The organism is Sulfurovum sp. (assembly GCF_036568385.1).
GTDB lineage: Bacteria > Campylobacterota > Campylobacteria > Campylobacterales > Sulfurovaceae > Sulfurovum.
This window is the reverse complement of record NZ_DATCSP010000096.1, coordinates 1-18,163: the sequence shown is the minus strand read 5'-3', so window position 1 is coordinate 18,163 and position 18,163 is coordinate 1. Positions and strand designations below refer to the sequence as shown.

The 18,163-nt window shown below is 47.0% G+C and carries 20 protein-coding genes; 13 read left to right on the top strand and 7 right to left on the bottom strand.

What is annotated here, in order from left to right; genetic code table 11:
- The coding region (locus VIM88_RS10205) for a cyclic pyranopterin monophosphate synthase MoaC (protein ID WP_331862790.1) at positions 1-249 on the bottom strand (249 nt) is incomplete at its 3' end.
- Between the two features lie 177 nt (positions 250-426).
- On the opposite strand from VIM88_RS10205, the gene VIM88_RS10200 reads away from it, so the two are divergent.
- The 8 genes from VIM88_RS10200 (at position 427) to VIM88_RS10165 (ending at position 5,811) form a co-directional block, all read left to right on the top strand.
- Positions 427-1,119, top strand: a complete 693-nt coding sequence (locus tag VIM88_RS10200) for a recombinase family protein (RefSeq protein ID WP_331862789.1) — start codon at positions 427-429, stop codon at positions 1,117-1,119.
- Positions 1,119-2,564 (top strand): cytochrome c oxidase accessory protein CcoG, encoded by a 1,446-nt coding sequence (gene ccoG / locus VIM88_RS10195; protein ID WP_331862788.1) that lies wholly within the window; start codon positions 1,119-1,121, stop codon positions 2,562-2,564. Before VIM88_RS10200 ends, ccoG begins: the two co-directional genes overlap by 1 nt.
- Positions 2,565-2,573: 9 nt before the next feature.
- On the top strand, positions 2,574-2,768 hold the full coding sequence (locus VIM88_RS10190; protein ID WP_331862787.1) for a hypothetical protein: 195 nt from the start codon (positions 2,574-2,576) through the stop codon (positions 2,766-2,768).
- 148 nt (positions 2,769-2,916) lie between these two features.
- A complete protein-coding gene (tpx, locus tag VIM88_RS10185; protein WP_331862786.1) occupies positions 2,917-3,432 on the top strand; it encodes a thiol peroxidase in 516 nt (171 codons plus the stop codon).
- A 144-nt stretch (positions 3,433-3,576) separates the two neighbouring features.
- Positions 3,577-4,164 carry a L,D-transpeptidase family protein gene (locus VIM88_RS10180; RefSeq protein ID WP_331862785.1) on the top strand — a complete coding sequence of 196 codons (588 nt, stop codon included), beginning with the start codon at positions 3,577-3,579 and terminating at the stop codon, positions 4,162-4,164.
- Between the two features lie 9 nt (positions 4,165-4,173).
- Entirely contained in the window at positions 4,174-4,560 is a 387-nt protein-coding gene (locus tag VIM88_RS10175) for a hypothetical protein (protein ID WP_331862784.1), read from the top strand.
- A 21-nt stretch (positions 4,561-4,581) separates the two neighbouring features.
- A complete protein-coding gene (locus VIM88_RS10170; RefSeq protein ID WP_331862783.1) occupies positions 4,582-5,163 on the top strand; it encodes a L,D-transpeptidase family protein in 582 nt (193 codons plus the stop codon).
- A gap of 117 nt (positions 5,164-5,280) precedes the next feature.
- The gene (locus tag VIM88_RS10165; RefSeq protein ID WP_331862782.1) at positions 5,281-5,811 is read left to right on the top strand and encodes a DUF1566 domain-containing protein; all 531 of its coding nucleotides are present in this window, start codon (positions 5,281-5,283) and stop codon (positions 5,809-5,811) included.
- A gap of 9 nt (positions 5,812-5,820) precedes the next feature.
- On the opposite strand, the gene VIM88_RS10160 is transcribed toward VIM88_RS10165, so the two are convergent.
- Positions 5,821-6,597, bottom strand: coding sequence for a UDP-N-acetylmuramate dehydrogenase (locus VIM88_RS10160; RefSeq protein WP_331862781.1), 777 nt, complete (start codon positions 6,595-6,597; stop codon positions 5,821-5,823).
- A complete protein-coding gene (locus VIM88_RS10155) occupies positions 6,598-7,461 on the bottom strand; it encodes a menaquinone biosynthesis family protein (RefSeq protein WP_331862780.1) in 864 nt (287 codons plus the stop codon).
- Between the two features lie 172 nt (positions 7,462-7,633).
- On the opposite strand from VIM88_RS10155, the gene recA reads away from it, so the two are divergent.
- The 4 genes from recA to VIM88_RS10135 all read left to right on the top strand — a co-directional run bounded on the left by recA (position 7,634) and on the right by VIM88_RS10135 (position 11,174).
- A complete protein-coding gene (gene recA / locus VIM88_RS10150; protein WP_331862779.1) occupies positions 7,634-8,671 on the top strand; it encodes a recombinase RecA in 1,038 nt (345 codons plus the stop codon).
- 231 nt (positions 8,672-8,902) lie between these two features.
- Complete coding sequence (gene eno, locus VIM88_RS10145; RefSeq protein WP_331862778.1) at positions 8,903-10,177, top strand: phosphopyruvate hydratase; 1,275 nt, start codon at positions 8,903-8,905, stop codon at positions 10,175-10,177.
- Between the two features lie 11 nt (positions 10,178-10,188).
- Positions 10,189-10,440, top strand: a complete 252-nt coding sequence (locus VIM88_RS10140; RefSeq protein ID WP_331862777.1) for a hypothetical protein — start codon at positions 10,189-10,191, stop codon at positions 10,438-10,440.
- 2 nt (positions 10,441-10,442) lie between these two features.
- A complete protein-coding gene (locus tag VIM88_RS10135; protein ID WP_331862776.1) occupies positions 10,443-11,174 on the top strand; it encodes a hypothetical protein in 732 nt (243 codons plus the stop codon).
- A 25-nt stretch (positions 11,175-11,199) separates the two neighbouring features.
- On the opposite strand, the gene VIM88_RS10130 is transcribed toward VIM88_RS10135, so the two are convergent.
- The 3 genes from VIM88_RS10130 to topA are packed head-to-tail and all read right to left on the bottom strand — an operon-like array spanning position 11,200 to position 15,390.
- On the bottom strand, positions 11,200-12,351 hold the full coding sequence (locus tag VIM88_RS10130; protein WP_331862775.1) for a cation:proton antiporter: 1,152 nt from the start codon (positions 12,349-12,351) through the stop codon (positions 11,200-11,202).
- Positions 12,338-13,186: a biotin synthase gene (locus VIM88_RS10125; protein WP_331862774.1), complete on the bottom strand. Its 849-nt coding sequence runs from the start codon at positions 13,184-13,186 to the stop codon at positions 12,338-12,340. The genes VIM88_RS10130 and VIM88_RS10125 overlap by 14 nt, the downstream gene beginning before the upstream one ends.
- A gap of 5 nt (positions 13,187-13,191) precedes the next feature.
- A complete protein-coding gene (gene topA / locus VIM88_RS10120) occupies positions 13,192-15,390 on the bottom strand; it encodes a type I DNA topoisomerase (RefSeq protein ID WP_331862773.1) in 2,199 nt (732 codons plus the stop codon).
- Between the two features lie 202 nt (positions 15,391-15,592).
- Between topA and asnB the strand changes: the two genes are divergently transcribed.
- Positions 15,593-17,383, top strand: coding sequence for an asparagine synthase (glutamine-hydrolyzing) (gene asnB, locus VIM88_RS10115; RefSeq protein ID WP_331862772.1), 1,791 nt, complete (start codon positions 15,593-15,595; stop codon positions 17,381-17,383).
- On the opposite strand, the gene VIM88_RS10110 is transcribed toward asnB, so the two are convergent.
- On the bottom strand, positions 17,378-18,163 hold a 786-nt coding region (locus VIM88_RS10110), incomplete at its 5' end, for a DUF475 domain-containing protein (protein ID WP_331862771.1). The two genes, asnB and VIM88_RS10110, sit on opposite strands and share 6 nt — an antisense overlap.

The following is an 18,163-nucleotide window of genomic DNA, read 5'->3' as shown; positions in this document are numbered from 1 at the left end:
GACCGAAGTCAGCATCAAGGGGTGACACATAGGAATAAGGGTAGAGGTCTGTTTGGTCCCCTGGATCGCAGCGATGACCGCCGTTTGCAGCACAGGCCCTTTTTTTGCTGTATTTGAGATCACTGCATCATAAGCAGCCTGTCCTACCTCTATGATGCCACTGGCTGTGGCAATACGGGTCGTGTTGTCTTTATCGGAGACGTCGACCATTTTGGGCTTGTTCTGTTCGTCTAAATGTGTCAGATTCACTTTTTATCCTCATGCTTTTAAATACTGTTACTAGGCATATTTTAACATAAAATAGAGAGATAGTAAAAAACGGTGACGATTAAAACAGTATAAATGACGAAAAAATAGTCAAAAATCTTGACTTTTATCATCACATAAGGTATTATAATAAAAATTATAACCAATGAAAGGAACATCATGGTATATTCCTATATGAGACAAGTGCCGGGTTTCCCGCATTTGACGACACAGCAAAGCGCCATACTTTCCTTTGCAGTGCGAAAAGAGCTGACCATTGACAAAGAAGTGGTTGAGTATGCTACCAAGAACCTCCCTTTGGATGAAAGAGAGGATTTTGAGGCATTTTTGCAAACGATGCAGGATGGCTACACGGTGATCATCTCCTCTTTGTCCATTTTGAGTGACAAGGTAGAGGAGCTGGTCAAGGTGATCAACTGTATGTTGAGTCACAATGTGAATCTTTGGATCGTTGATTCGAAGCTGCTGATGAACAAAGATACCGATATGGTGGATATCTTTCCTCTATTGAATGCATTGAGAAGTGAGGAAAAAGAGAAAACAAAGCAGTTGGGACGTCCCAAAGGAAGCAGGTCAAGCTCCAAGTTTGATGTGCACCAGCAAGAGATCATCGCTTTGCTCTCCGAAGGAATGAGCGTCAGCGCCATAGCCAGAGAGCTGGATGTGAGCCGGAGCTCATTGAAAGATTATATAGAATCACGCGGAATAAAAGATATAATAGAAGGAGGATGGATGGAGATAAATCTTGACAGAGAAGTCAAAAATATGGAGAATATAGTCCTTATATGCCCATTTGAAGAAGCCAAAAAAGCGAAAGAACAAAAAGCGAAAGAAGTACAAAAGGAACAGTAATGGAAGCAACCACACTCAATGAACAACCAAAGAAAAATCAGGCAAAAGAGTATTTAAAAGACTGGGTGCCTTACAGGATCAAAAGATACTGGGTCTATGCCGCCGCAACGGTCATGGCCCTGGCAATACCATGGATCACGATCAACGGCAACCATCTTTTCTTATTGAGTTTTGACCAGAAGAAACTGCATTTGGCAGGCGTTGCCTTTGACATGCAGGAGCTCTACCTGATGCCGTTCCTGCTTATGCTCCTTTTTCTTGGGATATTTGCCGTGACGGTCGTCGGGGGTAGGGCGTGGTGCGGATGGGCCTGTCCCCAGACCATTTTCCGCGTCATCTACAGGGACGGTATCGAGACGAAACTACTGGGATTGCGTAAACGCATCAAAAACAAGCAGAAAGAACCGGACATGTCCAAGATGGAGAACAAAGTGAAATTGGTCATCGCCATTTTGCTTTGGTCTGTGCTCGCATTTGTGGCTTCGGCCAATTTTTTGTGGTATTTTGTGCCGCCGGAGGATTTTTTCAGCTACCTGAGTAACCCTTCAGAGCATATGTTTCTAATAGGTACGTTAGTTTCGATAGCACTCTTTATCATTCTGGATGTCGTGTTCATCAAAGAGAACTTCTGTGTCTATGTCTGTCCCTACAGCCGTGTACAGTCCGTACTGTATGATGATGATACGATCATGGCGGTCTATGATCCTATCCGCGGGGGAGAGATCTATGAAGGACACGGATACGAGAGAGAAAAGAAGTTCACGAAACAAAAGGACCTTTTGAGCGTGGACAGCAGTGCAGAGTGTACGACCTGTGAGAGCTGTGTCACCGTATGTCCTACCCATATAGATATCCGTAAAGGGCTGCAGCTGGAGTGCATCAACTGCCTTGAGTGTGTAGATGCCTGTACGGAGGTCATGGGAGCGCTTGGAAAGCCAAGCCTGGTACAGTGGTCGAGCGAAAAAGAGACAGTAAGACATGAGGGCAAAACCAACTATTTCAGAGGCAAGGTGATCGCATACTTTGCGGTCCTGACGATCGTCCTTGTGGCCTTGTTCGTGATGGGAAGCAAAAAAGAACATATGCTGCTCAACATCAACAAGGGGCAAAGACTCTATAAAGTGCTTGAGAACGGCGTGGTACAGAATGACTATATTTTTATGTTCGCCAATACCGACAGCAAAGAGCATACCTACTACTTTGAGATCGTAGGGAATGATAAAATCACGATCAAGAGACCTGCCGAACCGTTCAAATTGAGCGCAGGTCAGAAAAAGAAGAAGGTAGTGATACTCGAGACCAAAGAGCAGTTGGCCCAAAATACGAGAAAAGATGTGCCTGTGCCCATACGTATAAGAGCCTATGCGATAGACGACAGAGAGAAGATCGTGGTTGAAAGAGAGCAGGTGTTTTTCTACCCTCGTGCCGACCTGGTCACAAAATAAGGAGAAACGATGAAGCATACAGAGCCTACGCTTGCAGCGATAGAAGACTATCAGACCAAAGGAAGCACAGAAAAGAGATTGACGGTATGGATCGTGATCCTCTCGGGGTTGCTGGTAGGGGCGATCTATGGCATATTCATGGCAGGGTCCAGTGTATCGGACAGTCTGGTGACCAAAGAAAAAACAGGGATAGTCAAGTATTAAGCTATGACAGTGTTGTCACTTTTTGTACCTGATCCCGGGACAATTCAGATAAATTTATAGAAATAAGATATAAATTATCTTATTTAAGAGTATGTTTATATTCTTTAAGCCATAATGCTTCGATAAAAATTATTTTAAAGGCAATGAAATGGCAACAGTAACATTTAAAAATGACATCGTATGTAACCTTGCAGGTACAGAGATCAACGTAGGCGATACAGCACCGGCAGTGACAGTAGTAAACTGTGACCCAATGCTTCAAGACGAGACGGTCGGTGGAGAAGGTAAAGTACAATTGGTCATCGCAGTACCATCGCTTGATACAGGTGTTTGTGATGCAGAGACCAGAAGATTCAACAGTGAAGCTGCTGGTCTTGAGGGTGTTGAGGTCATTACGGTATCTATGGACCTTCCGTTTGCGGCAGCAAGATGGTGCGGTGCAGCAGGGATCGATAACATCAAAGTATGTTCAGACTTCAGAAACAAAGATTTTGCTAATGCATATGGTGTGCTTTTGGCAGACGGGCCTTTGGCTGGTCTTACAGCAAGAGTGATCTTCGTGATCGGTAAAGATGGGAAAGTGACCTATAAACAAGTCGTTCCGGAAATTACACAAGAGCCTAACTACGAAGAAGCACTTGATGCAGCGAAGGCAGCGTGTTAAGCTGTTCCCTCTTTTAGATAAACCTCTTCTCTTGAAGGGTGTTTATCCTGATGCTTTTTTATTTTTTCCCTCCAAATTTCATTTATTTCCCATTATTCATTTTGTGTTAAAATAGCGTAATTTATTGAAGGAAGATCTATTTAGATGAAAAGTATGTATGGGTTTTTAGTGTCTGTATGGGCCGCATGGTTTTTAGCCGGCTGCGGCAGTACGCCTCCTCCTGAGCCGCAGGTGAAAGACAACCAGTATACGCTGGAAGAGTGTAAAGAAGAGCTGCTTGAAGCGGAAGATTTTTCCCCGAGTGACAGCATAGATAAGATCGTTGTCGTAAAAAAAGAACGTAAAATGTACCTCTACAAAGACAATAAGGTGACCAATGTACTCCCTGTCTCTTTGGGGAAGAACCCGATAGGGACCAAGCAGCAGCAGGGAGACAACCGAACCCCTGAAGGTGAATTCTGGATATCCAGAAAACTTTGTTCTCCCCAATTCTACCGTTCACTTTGTATCTCTTACCCCAGACCGGAAGACAGGGCCAGGGCTGCCAAGAGAGGGGTGAACCCGGGTGGGGCTATCACGCTGCATGGACAGCCGACCTGGAATGCAGATGGCAAAGGTGATGCCTATACGCTGACACAGAACTGGACCCAGGGGTGCGTGGCGGTCACGAACGCTGCAATGAGTGAGCTGTGGTATGCGGTCCGTGAAGGAGTTCCTATTGTTATCCAGTAGAGGTGCATGATGAGATATACGCAAAAGCAGATCGATAAGTTCAACCGTCAAAAATATATTGTTGAACTGGAGAAGATCAGTAAGAATCTGTTTCGTATGTTCCGAGATGAAAATGTCACTGCAGAGGATTTCGTCACAAAGTTCGAACAGCTGAAAAAGAAGTTCGATGACAAAGCAGAAGTGCAGCTGGAATCAGAGTTTCATCAGCAGCTGAAAGAGTATATCCTGCGCCTTTATCAGGAAACGTGCCTGACGGATACCTTTGGCGACAAGACGTTTTCAGATATGCGGGAAGCAGAGATGAGCAATCTGAACAGACTGCAGAAGCTGAAAAACGGCACGTCCTATAAAAAGGACAAACATAAATCCAAACACCGAAATGAGGATTGGGGCTGATATCGTAGCGAAAGAATGAAGATGAAACGGGGCATGTTCGGAATGGCAGCTTTACTGTTGATGGTCGGCTGTGGGGAGCCAACATATTATGGAAAGGTAGACGATACCACGTATGCGATACAAGAGTGTGTCAATGAACTCGCAAGAGGGGAAGAGGTCGACCATGATGCGAAGATAGACAAGCTCATAGTGTATAAGAAAAAGAGGGTCATGTACGCCTACAGGAATGGCAAAGTGGTGGAAAAGTTCCGCATCTCTCTGGGCAAGAACGGTGACAAAGGAGACAAGATCAAAGTGGGCGATTACAGAACGCCGGAGGGATCTTATTGTATTGTCAGAAAAAAATGTGACTCCAGACTCTACAAATCCCTTTTGATCTCTTATCCTGACGAAGAAGATAAAGCCAGGGCACGGAAAATGGGAGTGAACCCGGGAGGCGCTATCACGATACACGGGCAGCCTAAATGGAATGCTGATGGACAGGGAGATGAATATACCCTTTCGCGTGACTGGACCGAGGGATGTATGGCCGTACCAAATCTCGCGATGGACAAACTTTGGCGAGCGGTTGAAAATGGTGTGGCAATAGAAATACATGCCTGATTCATCCCTGACTTATCGTTGGAAATGTGATTATTTAAAATAATTTGCCAAATTTAGCTTAGTTTGATAAATGTTATATTATCATATTGAATAATATTGGATAACTAAGGAGAAAAAATGAAAAAAGTACTTGTTGCTGCATGTGTTTCTATGGTAACCACATTACTGATGGCCGGAGGGGATACACCTAGTGAGAGCCTTCCGCCTGTTGCAACGATCACCAATGCACCGTGTAAAACAAATAAAGTATTTGTGGAGAGTGATGCAAAGCTTATGTGGCAAGACCAAGCCTATACAGATGCGGAAGATGGTGCCTATAAGCGCGAACACTCTATAGCAAAAGCGGGGACATTCAGCCATGCGATGAACTACTGCCGTGCATTGCACTATGCCGGGTACAGTGACTGGAGATTGCCTACCTCAGAAGAGTTGACACATATGCATGACAAAAAGGATGATAATTTCTTCTATTCCCGTGATGCAGATTTCTGGACATCAACACCTACAACGGAGAACAGATACTATGTGGTATATGCGGCAGATGCGTATCAGTATAAACGAAAGCCAAGTGAGTCCAACTACGTGAGATGTGTACGTTGCCTGGATTCAGGGGCGGTACTGATCGGCGGATCCAAGGACGCAAACTAGGTTTTTGCTTTAGAGGATCTTGATCTCCTCTACCAAGTGAATACCAAACCTATTTAACACCTCGTTTTTCGCCAAGTCTATCAAGGACTTGGCTTCCTCAAAGGTACCCCCTCCCAAATTGACCAGAAAGTTCGCATGTACGGTGCTCCATTGCATTTGGCCTTTTCTTGCCCCTTTTAATCCCACAGCTTCTATCAGGCGACCGGCATGATCCCCTTCAGGATTTTTAAAGGCAGATCCCGCACTTGGCTCGTGAGGCTGATTGGACCGCAGGTTCAGTAACGCATCCAATAGCTCCTGGTTAAATCCTTTGTGTATCTCAAACCTGGCATGTGTGGCGATACCGTTCAGTTTCGCAAAACGATAGCCATGTTCTATCTCTTGTGCCGATATCCATTTCCTGTCTATTTTGACGGAGTGCAAAATGTTAAATATCTCATACGATTTGACCCCTGCGTTCATCGCCAACATGCCTCCGAGCGTTCCTGGAAGCTTGGAACAAAATTCAAAACCTGCGATGTCATGTTTTTTGGCATAAGAGACGATACGTCCGGTAGGCATCGCTGCCCCAATCGTCAAGAAATGGTCTTCCTGCTCGATGGTGGCGAAATCTTTGGAAAGCATCATCAGAGGAGGTGGGTTTGGTGAGACGAGCAGGTTATTCGCCCCTCCTATGAGGTATCTCTCCTTGGGTATGGTATCACCTTCTTCTATCATGAGTACCTCTGTAGGCTGTCCTACCTTGATGCTTGAGTATTTGGAAAAGTCTATCGTTTTAAAGAACATTCATCTGTTCCGTAGGACTTCATACTCTTTAGGCAGCAGATAGTCTTCCGTTTTGATCGGTGTCTCCCATAAACCGTGTTGGAAGCCTAATTCATACAGCTTGTCCAGTGCCTGCAGTTGAAGGGCGGAGAGTTCCACCGACTCCTCCGAGGCATACATGTCAAGATATTTTTTAAGCATCTCATCTGAGATACGTACAAGACTCTCTGCTTCAAGTTTTGCACAGAGCTCCTTTTTTCTCTCATTGGCTACTTTGACCCCCTCTATAAGGATATTCTCTATATCGATGGCGCGGTTGAGCGGAAGGCTTCTTCGGATCGCCATACCCCCTAGCGGCAATGGCAGACCCTCTCCTGCCAGCTCTACCCAAATATCCCATACCTCTTTCTCCACCTCCAGGCTTTCGTCAAAATCCAAAATAGATTCGTGGATCAGCACACCGGCATCTACCTGACCGGAAACGACAGCCTCTTCTATCTCAAGGAAATCCATGTAGACCGGCCTTGCTTCAGGGTAGTAGATCCTGAAAAGCATGGCATTGGTCGTATATTTGCCAGAAAGGGCCACTTTAAAATGCCGTTTGAGCTTTTTGTCCTTGCGGCGTATGAGTTTGGGTCCATACCCCTCCCCAAAACTGACGGCGGTGCGAAGCAGTGCATACTCATTTTTGATCAGCGGATACATCCCGAAACTGATAGCCGTGACATCATAGGTCCCTTTCAGGGCCTCCACGTTCAGTGTTTCAATGTCCAAACCGATATTCTCAAAGGTGTAGCCCTTGGTATCGACCCAGCCGAACTTAATGGCATAATACATAAAAATATCGTCTGCATCTGGAGAATGGGCTAATTGTATAGGGTTCATGGGCAGGCACTCTCTTTTTTATATAGTGTTGGTATTCTATCATGGTTTCTATTTGGGGTAACTTTTGAGCGGAACACATAAAAAACATGTCAATTTGACATATTTTTGCGTCTTGTGTACGAAATCTATTAGAATGGTGCTAGAATTCAACATTAAGGTTAAGGATATGACAATGGCAATGGATGCAAATAAGCAAAAAGCACTGGATATGGCGATCAAACAGATCGATAAGACGTTTGGTAAAGGTACATTGATGAGACTGGGAGACAAAGAGTTCGAACCTATCGAATCTATCTCAACAGGCTCACTTGGTCTCGATATGGCATTAGGGATAGGCGGGATACCGCAGGGACGTATCATAGAGATCTATGGACCTGAGTCATCAGGTAAGACAACACTTGCGTTGCAGACCATTGCTTCGGCACAGAAAAAGGGTATGGTGTGTGCCTTTATCGATGCGGAGCATGCATTGGATGTTGTCTATGCCAGAAATCTGGGTGTGGATACGGATAATCTTTTGGTTTCTCAACCGGACTTTGGTGAGCAGGCACTGGATGTACTTGAAACATTGGCAAGATCTGCAGCGGTTGATCTGATCATCGTTGACTCTGTTGCCGCACTTACACCAAAAAGCGAGATAGAGGGGGACATGGGAGATCAGCATGTCGGATTGCAGGCAAGACTGATGTCACAGGCACTGCGTAAACTCACTGCTATCCTCCATAAAACGAACACAACGGTGATCTTCATTAACCAAATTCGTATGAAGATCGGTACCATGGGGTACGGGTCACCAGAGACAACAACGGGTGGTAATGCATTGAAATTCTATTGTTCGGTACGTATCGATGTCAGACGTATTGCAACACTCAAACAAGGTGAGAACTCTATAGGTAACCGTGTCAAAGCAAAAGTAGTGAAAAATAAAGTGGCACCTCCATTCAGACAGGCGGAATTCGACATTATGTTCGGCGAAGGGATCTCGTTCGTGGGAGAACTCATTGACTATGGTGTCAAGATGGATATTATAGACAAGTCGGGTGCATGGTTCTCTTACGGCAGTGAAAAACTGGGTCAGGGAAAAGAAAATGCAAAACTTGCGATCAAAGAGAACCCGGAACTGATGGCTGAAATAGAGATGAAGATCAGAGAAGCGCTGGGCCAAGGCACGGCACTTGCGGTAGATGAGAGTGAGATGGTCGAAGAGTAGATCGATCCAGATCAGCTGCAGGGGGACTCTATCGTATCTGAGTCCCTTTTTTATACACTTTCAGCAGGGGTCAGAAAACAATTTCTTTCACCCTCTCCCCCTATTCACCCAACAAAACTAAACATCCTCCCTTCCAAGCCTATTTTTAATAATCAGACTCATTTAAGTATAGGGTAAATTTCGATAAAATAAATAGGAAACAGCAAGATAATGAACATATAAAGGAAACAGATGATTTATATCGATGAGATCGTAGCAACGGAAGTCATGGATAGCAGGGGAAATCCTACAGTAAAGGCTACAGTCAGTTTAAGTGATGGAACAGTAGAGAGCGCCATTGTGCCGAGTGGAGCCAGTACGGGGAAACGTGAGGCACTTGAGCTGAGAGACGGCGGTGACAGGTATATGGGAAAAGGCGTACTGCAGGCATGTGAGAACGTCAATGGTCCCATTTGCGATGCATTGGTAGGACTCAGCCCTTTCAATCAGGCTGAAGTGGACCTTATCATGAAAGAGATAGACGGCACGAACAACTATGGAAATCTGGGCGCCAATGCGGTACTGGGTGTCTCCATGGCGGTTGCACGTGCAGCGGCAAAGAGTATGGGCATGCCGCTTTACCGCTATCTTGGGGGTGCCAATGCGGTGGTCATGCCGGTGCCGATGTTGAACATCATCAACGGCGGGGAGCATGCGAACAACTCTGTAGACTTTCAAGAGTACATGGTCATGCCGGTAGGGTTTGACAGATTTTCAGAAGGGCTGAGAGCCTGTGCTGAAGTCTATCATAACCTCAAAAAGATCATCGATGGCATGGGAGAAAGTACTGCGGTAGGAGATGAGGGTGGTTTTGCACCAAACCTTAAGAGCAATGAAGAGCCGATCCAGGTGATCATGCAGGCGATCGAAAAAGCGGGATATAAGCCTGGAGAGCAGATCGCTATCGCGCTGGATGTGGCTGCATCCGAGCTGATCAATGACGCAGGCAAATATGTACTTAAGTCGGAAAATAGAGAATTGACATCCGAAGAGCTTAGCGCCTATTATGCGGATATGTGTGCGAAGTACCCGATCGTTTCGATCGAGGACGGACTGAGCGAAGATGACTGGGATGGATGGAAGCACCTTACCGAAGTGCTTGGCGACAAGGTTCAGTTGGTCGGTGATGATCTCTTTGTAACGAATGTTTCGATCCTGGCAGAGGGGATAGAGAAAGAGATCGCAAACTCTATTCTGATCAAGCCAAATCAGATCGGTACCGTGTCGGAGACGATGCAAACGGTACGTCTTGCACAAAGAAGCGGATATACCTGTGTGATGTCTCACCGTTCAGGCGAGAGCGAAGATACCTTTATCGCAGATTTTGCCGTGGCATTGAATACCGGTGAGATCAAAACGGGTTCCACTGCAAGATCTGACAGGATCGCTAAATACAATAGACTGCTTGAAATTGAGGCAGAACTCGGACAGTTCGAGTATTTGGGCGCGTCACTCTTTAAAAAATAGAAGCGCTTGACATGACAGATCTCAGCAGGGAAGAGGGGATAGCCGGATTTTCACTGAAAGCGTTTTTGGTGACGGCGATAGGTATCCTGCTTTTTGGCATCTATGTGGGAGTGTTGATATACGGCGAGAACTCATTGACTGTCTTGAATCAGTTAAAAGAGAAAAAACAAGGTTTATCTTCTGAAAAGAAGGTTTTGAAAATTGATAATCAAAGACTACAAAAAGAGTATTTTGAATTAAAGCAGTTAGAACCTAAGGAGTAAAGATGAAACGATATCTATGGGCAGCAATGATGTTAATGTTGGTGAGTGTGAACGCTTCAGAGTTAAACAGAGGGCTTGCCGTCCTGGATCGGGATGCGGATCGATTCCTTTCTGACATCAGAGACGCAGCGGGATCGGATGAGCTGGACGGACTGGATGAGCTGGACGGATTGGACGAAGAAGAGGAGAAGACAGAAGAAGACAGTGCTAAAAAAAACGCTGACACAGAAGAAGCTGCTGAAGAGAAAGAAGTAGCTGAGCCTTCTGAGGATGCTTCTGCCAAACAGGAAGAAGCAGAAAAAGCCAAGGCCGCAAAAGCGCAAAAAGATGCCCAGGATATAGCTTACTGGGAATCTGTGCAGGCACAGAGAAAAGCCGCACAAGAGCAAGAAGCCCTCGAGAAAGCGAAAATAGAGCAGGAAAGACTCGCGCAGGAAGCAAAAGAAAAAGAAAGACGCGAAGTAGAAGCCTATGAAAAACAGAGAGCGGAGAAATTTGCTGCCGAGAAACTGGCTGCCGAAAAACTGGCCGAAGAAAAAGAACTTGCTGAAGCAGTGAAAGCGGTAGAAGAAGTGAGGTTAGCCAGCAACGAGGTGAAACTTGTAGAGCGCAAGGAGGAAACACCTGGCAGCGCTGTTGCGGACATCAATCTTACACGGGAAGCAAAAGAAGCAAAAGAGGCCGCAGACAGAGCCTTTAAGGAAGCGATCAAAGAGATGAGCAAGGGAGAGTAGTATCTTCTTAGGCCTGCATTTTTTGTCAGGACCTCTGACGGCTTTTCAATATATTAATGAGAGTCATCGCGATCAATATTTCAAAAATACTTGCCAAGATAAGCTGATAATAGGTTAACAGGTCCAGCAGCTTTGTATTGTACCCGATCGTCGCAACGGCAACAAGAAGGGTCAATGGCATAGAGAGAGAAAGTGCTATCAGCAGAGCATTCTCTGCCCCGCTTATACCTTTTAATGCAAATCCTGCAAAGATTCTGGAGACGATCATCAATCCTGTAATAAGCAGCGCTCCCGAGACCACACCTTCGAGTGCAAGTGCACGAATATCAAAAGATGCCCCCACATGAATAAAGAAGATAGGTACTAAAAATCCAAAGCCGAGACTTGACATCTTTTTTTCGAGTTCTTTCTCGTGGTGAAAGAACGCTGAAATGGCCACTCCCGCAATAAAGGCCCCCAGTGCCAACTCTAGCTCAAGGAACAGCATCACAGCGATCAGAATGAAAAAGAGCGCCATAGAGAGACGAATGTCTTGAGAGGAAGTGTCCAGTTTTGGAACCAGGACACTTTTCAGCTCAGGGAACCACCAGAAAAGCAGATGTACGGCTTTGTAAAGTATGTAAGCCATGAACATAAAGAGGAGCAGGTATCCTATTTTCAGCACAAGATCGATGGTGAACCCCGTAGTGATCGCAGCATCAAACACCGTCAGTGCAGCAATACTTAAGATCTCTCCCAATACCCCCGCTATAAAGGCCAAACGCAGCCATGGCTCTTCTTTGCCGTACAGTTTTGAGAGCGGTGCCAGCAATCCGATGGAGATAAGCGGCATGGAGATGATGACAATAGCGTTCAGATCAAAGAGCAGCCCGAACAGTATGGAAAAGAGGACCATCAGCAATAAAAAAAGTACGGATTTATGGATCACTATTTTAGGACTCTTCGTGATCTGCTTCAGATCCACTTCCATCCCTGCCAAAAATATCAGATAAAGGAACCCTACTTCAGCGATCAGTTCAAAATACTGGTTGTGCCAGGGCAGGCCAAGATAAGCGACCAGTGACCCCAGAACGATCTCGACGGGAGGCATTGGCAGACGCAAGAACTTTGCAACAAAAGGGCTCCCCCATATCAGTAAGGAGAGTACCAGTATCAGGGTAATGTTAGTGTGTATCACAGCTCGTTGCTACCTCATAGCCCAAGGAATCAAGTACTTCCAGGTCACGGTTGGCTTCGATCCCTTTGGTGGTCAGATAGTTTCCGATGACCATGGCGTTGGCTCCCGATTCGAACATCAGTCCCTCTTTGCCGTTGAACAGAAGCTCGCGGCCTCCTGCTACCATCAGGAGCTTCTCCTCTCCTAGGAGATGGCGGGCCTTTTTGATGATGGCCACTGCCTCGTCAAGGTCTATATTCCGTGTTTTGATGGGCAGAGCAGGGTTGGGATGGTAGAAGTTCAGAGGGGTGGACTCCGGAGAAAGTGATGCGATGGCATCAAGCAGGGAGTCTCTGTCCTCTTGTGTCTCTCCCATGCCGAAGATACCCCCCGAACACAGTGCCAGCCCTACAGACTTGACATTTTCGCAGGTCTCGTAGCGTTCGCTCCAGGCATGGGTGCTGCAGATATCTGCATAATAGCGTTCGGAAGTCTCGAGATTGTGGTTGTAGCTGTCGATACCATGCTGTTGCAGATAGCGGAGCTGTTCTTTGCTCGCCGTACCGTTGCATGCGATAAGGTTGAGGTCTTTGACCTCTGCTTTGACCGCCTGCGCCGCACGTGCCACAAAGTCTACTTTTTTGTCATCAAGCCCTTTTCCTGCGGTCACCAGGCAGTAGCCCAGGGCACCATTGGCCTTTGCCGCTTTTGCTTCAGAGACGATCTGTCCGATATCTTTAAAACTGTACCGTTCTATGTCTGCATGATACCGTACGCTTTGTGTACAGAACTTGCAGTCTTCCAGACAGGTACCGCTGAGAATGTTGTTAATGGCACATAAAAATATTTTCTTCATAGGAGTTACTCTGCCTTTTCTTTATGTTTACATTTAAAGCACTCATAGACATCACCGCTTTTGAGGCTTTTTTTGCCCATGGTATAACCACACTCGGGGCATTTTTTGTCTACAGGTTCAAAGTTGGCGATGAATTTACACTTCGGATAGTTCGTGCACCCAAAGAATTTGCCTCTTTTCCCCTCTCGCTCCTGGAGTGTCCCCCCGCATTCAGGGCAGGGAACGCTCAGTTCTTTCGCCGGCTCAAGCGGCTTCGCGTTTTTGCATTTCGGGTAGGCGGAGCAGGCAAGGAACTTGCCTCTTCTTGAGTCCTTGATGACCATGATAGAACCGCACTTCTCACATTTCTGGTCTGTCTCTTCAGGCCCTTCTACTTCAGACCCATCAGGGTTTTTGGTATATTTGCACTTAGGGAAATTACTGCATGCAATGAACTCGCCATAACGTCCCTTCCGTAAGAGAAGTTCCGAACCGCACTTGGGACACTCCTCGCCTGTGGGGATGGCGACCTTCAGACTTTTGATGTTTTTCTTGCCCTCTTCTACCTTATGCAGGAAGGGGGTGTAGAACTCTTTCAGTATCGTTTGCCAGTTGGCTTCTCCCTCGGCTATTTCGTCCAGCGTCTCTTCCATGGATGAGGTAAATCCGCTGTCCACGATCTCCGGAAAGTGCTTTTCGAGCATCTCTGTCACCGTGAAGGCGACCTCTGTGGGATGGATACGCTTTTTCTCTATCTCGATATATTTACGCGTCTGAAGGGTAGTGATCGTCGGTGCATAGGTACTTGGCCGGCCGATCCCCAGTGATTCGAGCTTTTTGATCAGACTGGCTTCATTATAGCGTGCAGGCGGCTCTGTAAAATGCTGCTCCTGGTTGATGGCATCCAGACTCACCGCCTGCCCTTTTTTCAGCTCCGGCAGCAGTTTGTCTTTTTCATTATATCCCGTCACCTTGTAAAAACCGTCAAAAAGGAGCTTTCTGCCGCTTGCCTTGAAGGTACATTTTTCCCCCTTGAAGAGGAGTGTCTGCGATTCCATCTCTGCTTCGGTCATCTGGCAGGCGAGGAAGCGGTTGTAGATGAGTCTGTAAAGCTTCAGTTCGTCCACTGAGAGGTAGTCCGCCGCCAGCTTGCCGTCAAACTCGACCATCGTAGGGCGGATAGCCTCATGCGCCTCCTGGGCCCCTTTGGATTTTGTTGCATAATTCTTGGCTTTGGCCGGCAGGTACTTGTCGCCATAGGTGTTCTTGATATGCGCTCTTGCTGCATCCACGGCTTCTTTGGCAAGATTGAGCGAGTCGGTTCTCATATAGGTGATCACCCCCATGGTCCCCTTGTCTGTTTTGACCCCCTCATAAAGCTTCTGTGCCACCATCATGGTCTTTTTAGGAGAGAATCCAAGCTGGGTGGAGGCTGCCTGCTGCAGCGTCGATGTCATGAACGGTGCAGGTGTTTTGGTCTTTCTTTTGGTCTTTTCGAGTGAATCTACGACAAAAGACTCACTTTTGGCCGAAGCCACGATCTCGTTGGCATCGGCCTCTGTTTTGATGGTCAGCTTGTCTATCTTCAGTCCGTTATAGTCGTAGATAGACGCATCGATCTCTTTCTCAAAGAGCGCATCCACGGTCCAGAACTCTTCGGGAACGAACGCCTTGATCTCACGCTCTCTGTCGACCACGAGTTTCAGCGTAGAGCTCTGCACCCTTCCGGCACTGAGCCCTTTTTGTATCTTGCTGGCAAGCAAAGGGGAAAGCTTATACCCTACGATACGGTCAAGTAGTCTTCTTGTCTGCTGCGCGTCCACAGAGTTCATGTCTACCTTACGCGGGGTTTCGAGCGCGTGCTCTATGGCATTCTTGGTGATCTCATGAAATACGATACGGGGGAGTTCCAGTGGATCTTTGCCGATCGCTTTGGCGATATGGTAGCCGATCGCCTCACCTTCCCGGTCCTCATCCGTCGCGATAAAGACGGTCTCTGCTTCCTTGGCAAGCTTTTTTAACTCTTTGACGGTGGGATTCGCATCTCGCGGAATGGAGTATTTTGGAACGAGATCACCAGTCTCTTCATCCAGGGTGATACCAAAGGTGCTTTTAGGCAGGTCACGGATATGCCCCTTGGAGGCGATGACCTTATACTCTTTTCCCAAAAAGTTCGTAATGGTTCGTGCTTTTGCTGGTGATTCGACTATAATTAAATTTTTCATATTATGACTGGTTATCCTTATCTCATGTTGGCCAGGAGCGATGTTCCTATGGTATGCATCCCACTAAAGTCTTGCCATGGGGCAAATGATAAGCGGCATGGATTTTTGGCATTGTAACACAAAAGAGAGTAAAAGAAAGAGAAGAGTATTTATTTTATGTAAGTATAATGCAGAAAATGAGGCAGTTGTAAGGAATTCGCAGGTGTGTGCAATATTTGGAATTATCGGGAGCTATGAGCCTGAAGAAGCCAAAGCGGCTTTTGGCACATTGGCGCATAGAGGCATTGATGAAAGCATTACAGCTGTAGGGGAGAAGTGTTTTTTGGGCGTGCACCGACTTGCGGTCACCCATGTGGCAGAATCCTGTACGCAGATGTCCCTCCGCGAAGGTATCAGGATACTCTTTAACGGAGAGATCTACAATTATCAAAGTTTGGCAGAGGTGCTTGGGATCGAAGCGCAGAACGAGACAGAGGTGCTGTATGCAGCCTATCAGAAGTGGGGTGACGGTTTTGTCAAGCATCTTCGCGGGATGTTCGCTATCGCTGTCATCGAGGGAGAAGAGGTCAAACTGTTCCGTGATCCTTTCGGGAAGAAACCGCTCTTTTATACTTTCGATGGGCAAAGATGTATCTTCGCCAGTGAAATGAAGGCCATTCATTCCATCGTCCCGTTCAGATTCGATCGGCAGATGATCCCTTCGTATCTCTCCTTTCAGGCGCCGCTTGCGCCCCGGACGTTTCATAGGGAAACTCATCAGGTGGAAGCCGGGGAAATCGTAACCTTGTCCTTGGAGAAGCAGTCCACGGTGAAAGAAAAATACTATACGCCGTTACTGAAGGCCCGAACGGTCACAGAGATGGCAGAGGCGGAGATCCTTCTGGAGCAGGTACTGACGGAATCCGTCTCTTTGCGTTTGCCCAAAGAGGTGAAGTTCGCCTGTCTGCTCTCGGGAGGCGTGGATTCTTCTCTTGTCGCTGCGCTGGCATCGCGGGAGCAGAAGGTGCACACTTTCAGCATAGGGTACGAGGGGTATGAGAAGTATGACGAACGTCCTTTTGCCAGAAGGGTGGCCGAGCATATCGGTTCGGAACACCATGAAGTGCTCTTCGGCAAAGCAGATTTTTTGCAGGCCATAAAAGAGGTCGTCGCCGTTTTGGATGAACCTTTGGCAGACCCGGCGATGCTGCCTCTGTACCACCTGATGAAAACAGTGCACCAAGAGGGCTACAAGGTGGTGCTGACCGGGGACGGCAGCGATGAGCTTTTCATGGGGTACAGGACCTATAAAGAGTTCTATGACCTGGAGCAGGCAAAAGGGCTGAAGTTCAAAGGGTGGCTGCAGCACTATTTCAAGTCACATTTTTCCCTGCACAAAGAGTGGGAGTGGTACAAGCGCATCTTCGAAGAGAGCCTGCTTTTCCGCTCCACGGCGGAAGTCTTTACCGATCTTCAGCAGAACAGGCTGCTGCGGATGAATGTCAAAGACAACCACTCCCTGGGAGCCCTTGAAGCGTATAGGGAGGAATTCGAACAGAGCGGGCGTACTTCGCCGGTAGACTGGTACAGCTTTCTGGACCTCAAAGTGATGCTGGGAAATGTCTTTTTGCGCAAGATTGACCGTATGAGCATGGCGCACAGTGTCGAAGCGAGAAGCCCGTTCCTGGACAAAGAAGTGGCGGCTTTGGCATTTGCCTGTGCACCGGAGTTACGTCTGACAGGGGTACCCAAAGCGCTTGTGAAACGTGTGGCAGGGAAGTATCTTCCCGAAGAGATCGTCCATCGCAAGAAAAAAGGGTTCAACTACCCGTATCTAGAGTGGCTGCAGGAGAGCGGAGAGCTGGAGGTGATCGGCCGGGTACAGGAAAAGATGCATTTGTTTAACCAGGGTGAACTTGAAATGTATCTGGAGAAAGGGAAGAAGGGAATGTTCAAGCAACATCTCTTCTCCCTCTATATGCTATGCAAGTGGCTGGAAAATAAGGCTTTATAGCCCTTTATCCTGTGATTTTCTGTTTTCCCATATCGAATGCAGGAAAGCCAGGGTTATCAGCCCGATACCGATCGTCCCCGTGAGCACTTCACTGACATGCACGTTGATCTTGATGAGCATGATAAAGGCCAGGATACCGATGGCATAATGTGCGCCGTGCTCCAGGTATCGAAACAGCGAGAGAGTTTTCTTTTCGACAAAATAGAGGGTAAGGCTCCGCACGAACATGGCCCCTATACCCAGACCGATCATGATGATAAAGATATTGCTGGTCAGTGCAAATGCCCCTATGACACCGTCAAAACTGAAGCTTGCATCCAGCACCTCAAGATAGATGAACCCTGCGATACCGCTTCTGACCGTTTCGGAAGAGAGAAAATGGTCGAGCATACCAAGCAGGGAGTGAAGCAGCACCCCGTACATAAATGCCAACAGTACGGTAAAATCCTGCGTGATGTGCCCAAGAACGATACCCACAAGGAGTGCCAGGATAAGTTCAATGTTCGATACCCCTGAAAAATGCTTCATGACCCTTGAGCCCTCAATGAACCTGACCCATTTGATCTCTCTTTCCTCAAAAAAGAAATCCAAAAAGACCATCAGCAAAAAAGCCCCTCCAAATGCAAAGATGCTGGCTTCGGTCGTTTTCAGTATGGATTCATACTGCTCTGGCTGGTGCATGGCAACGTCAAGCGTCTCCAGGAATCCCATGCCTGATGCCACGGATACAATGGCCAGAGGGAAGACCAGTCGCATGCCGAATACGGCGATAGGGATACC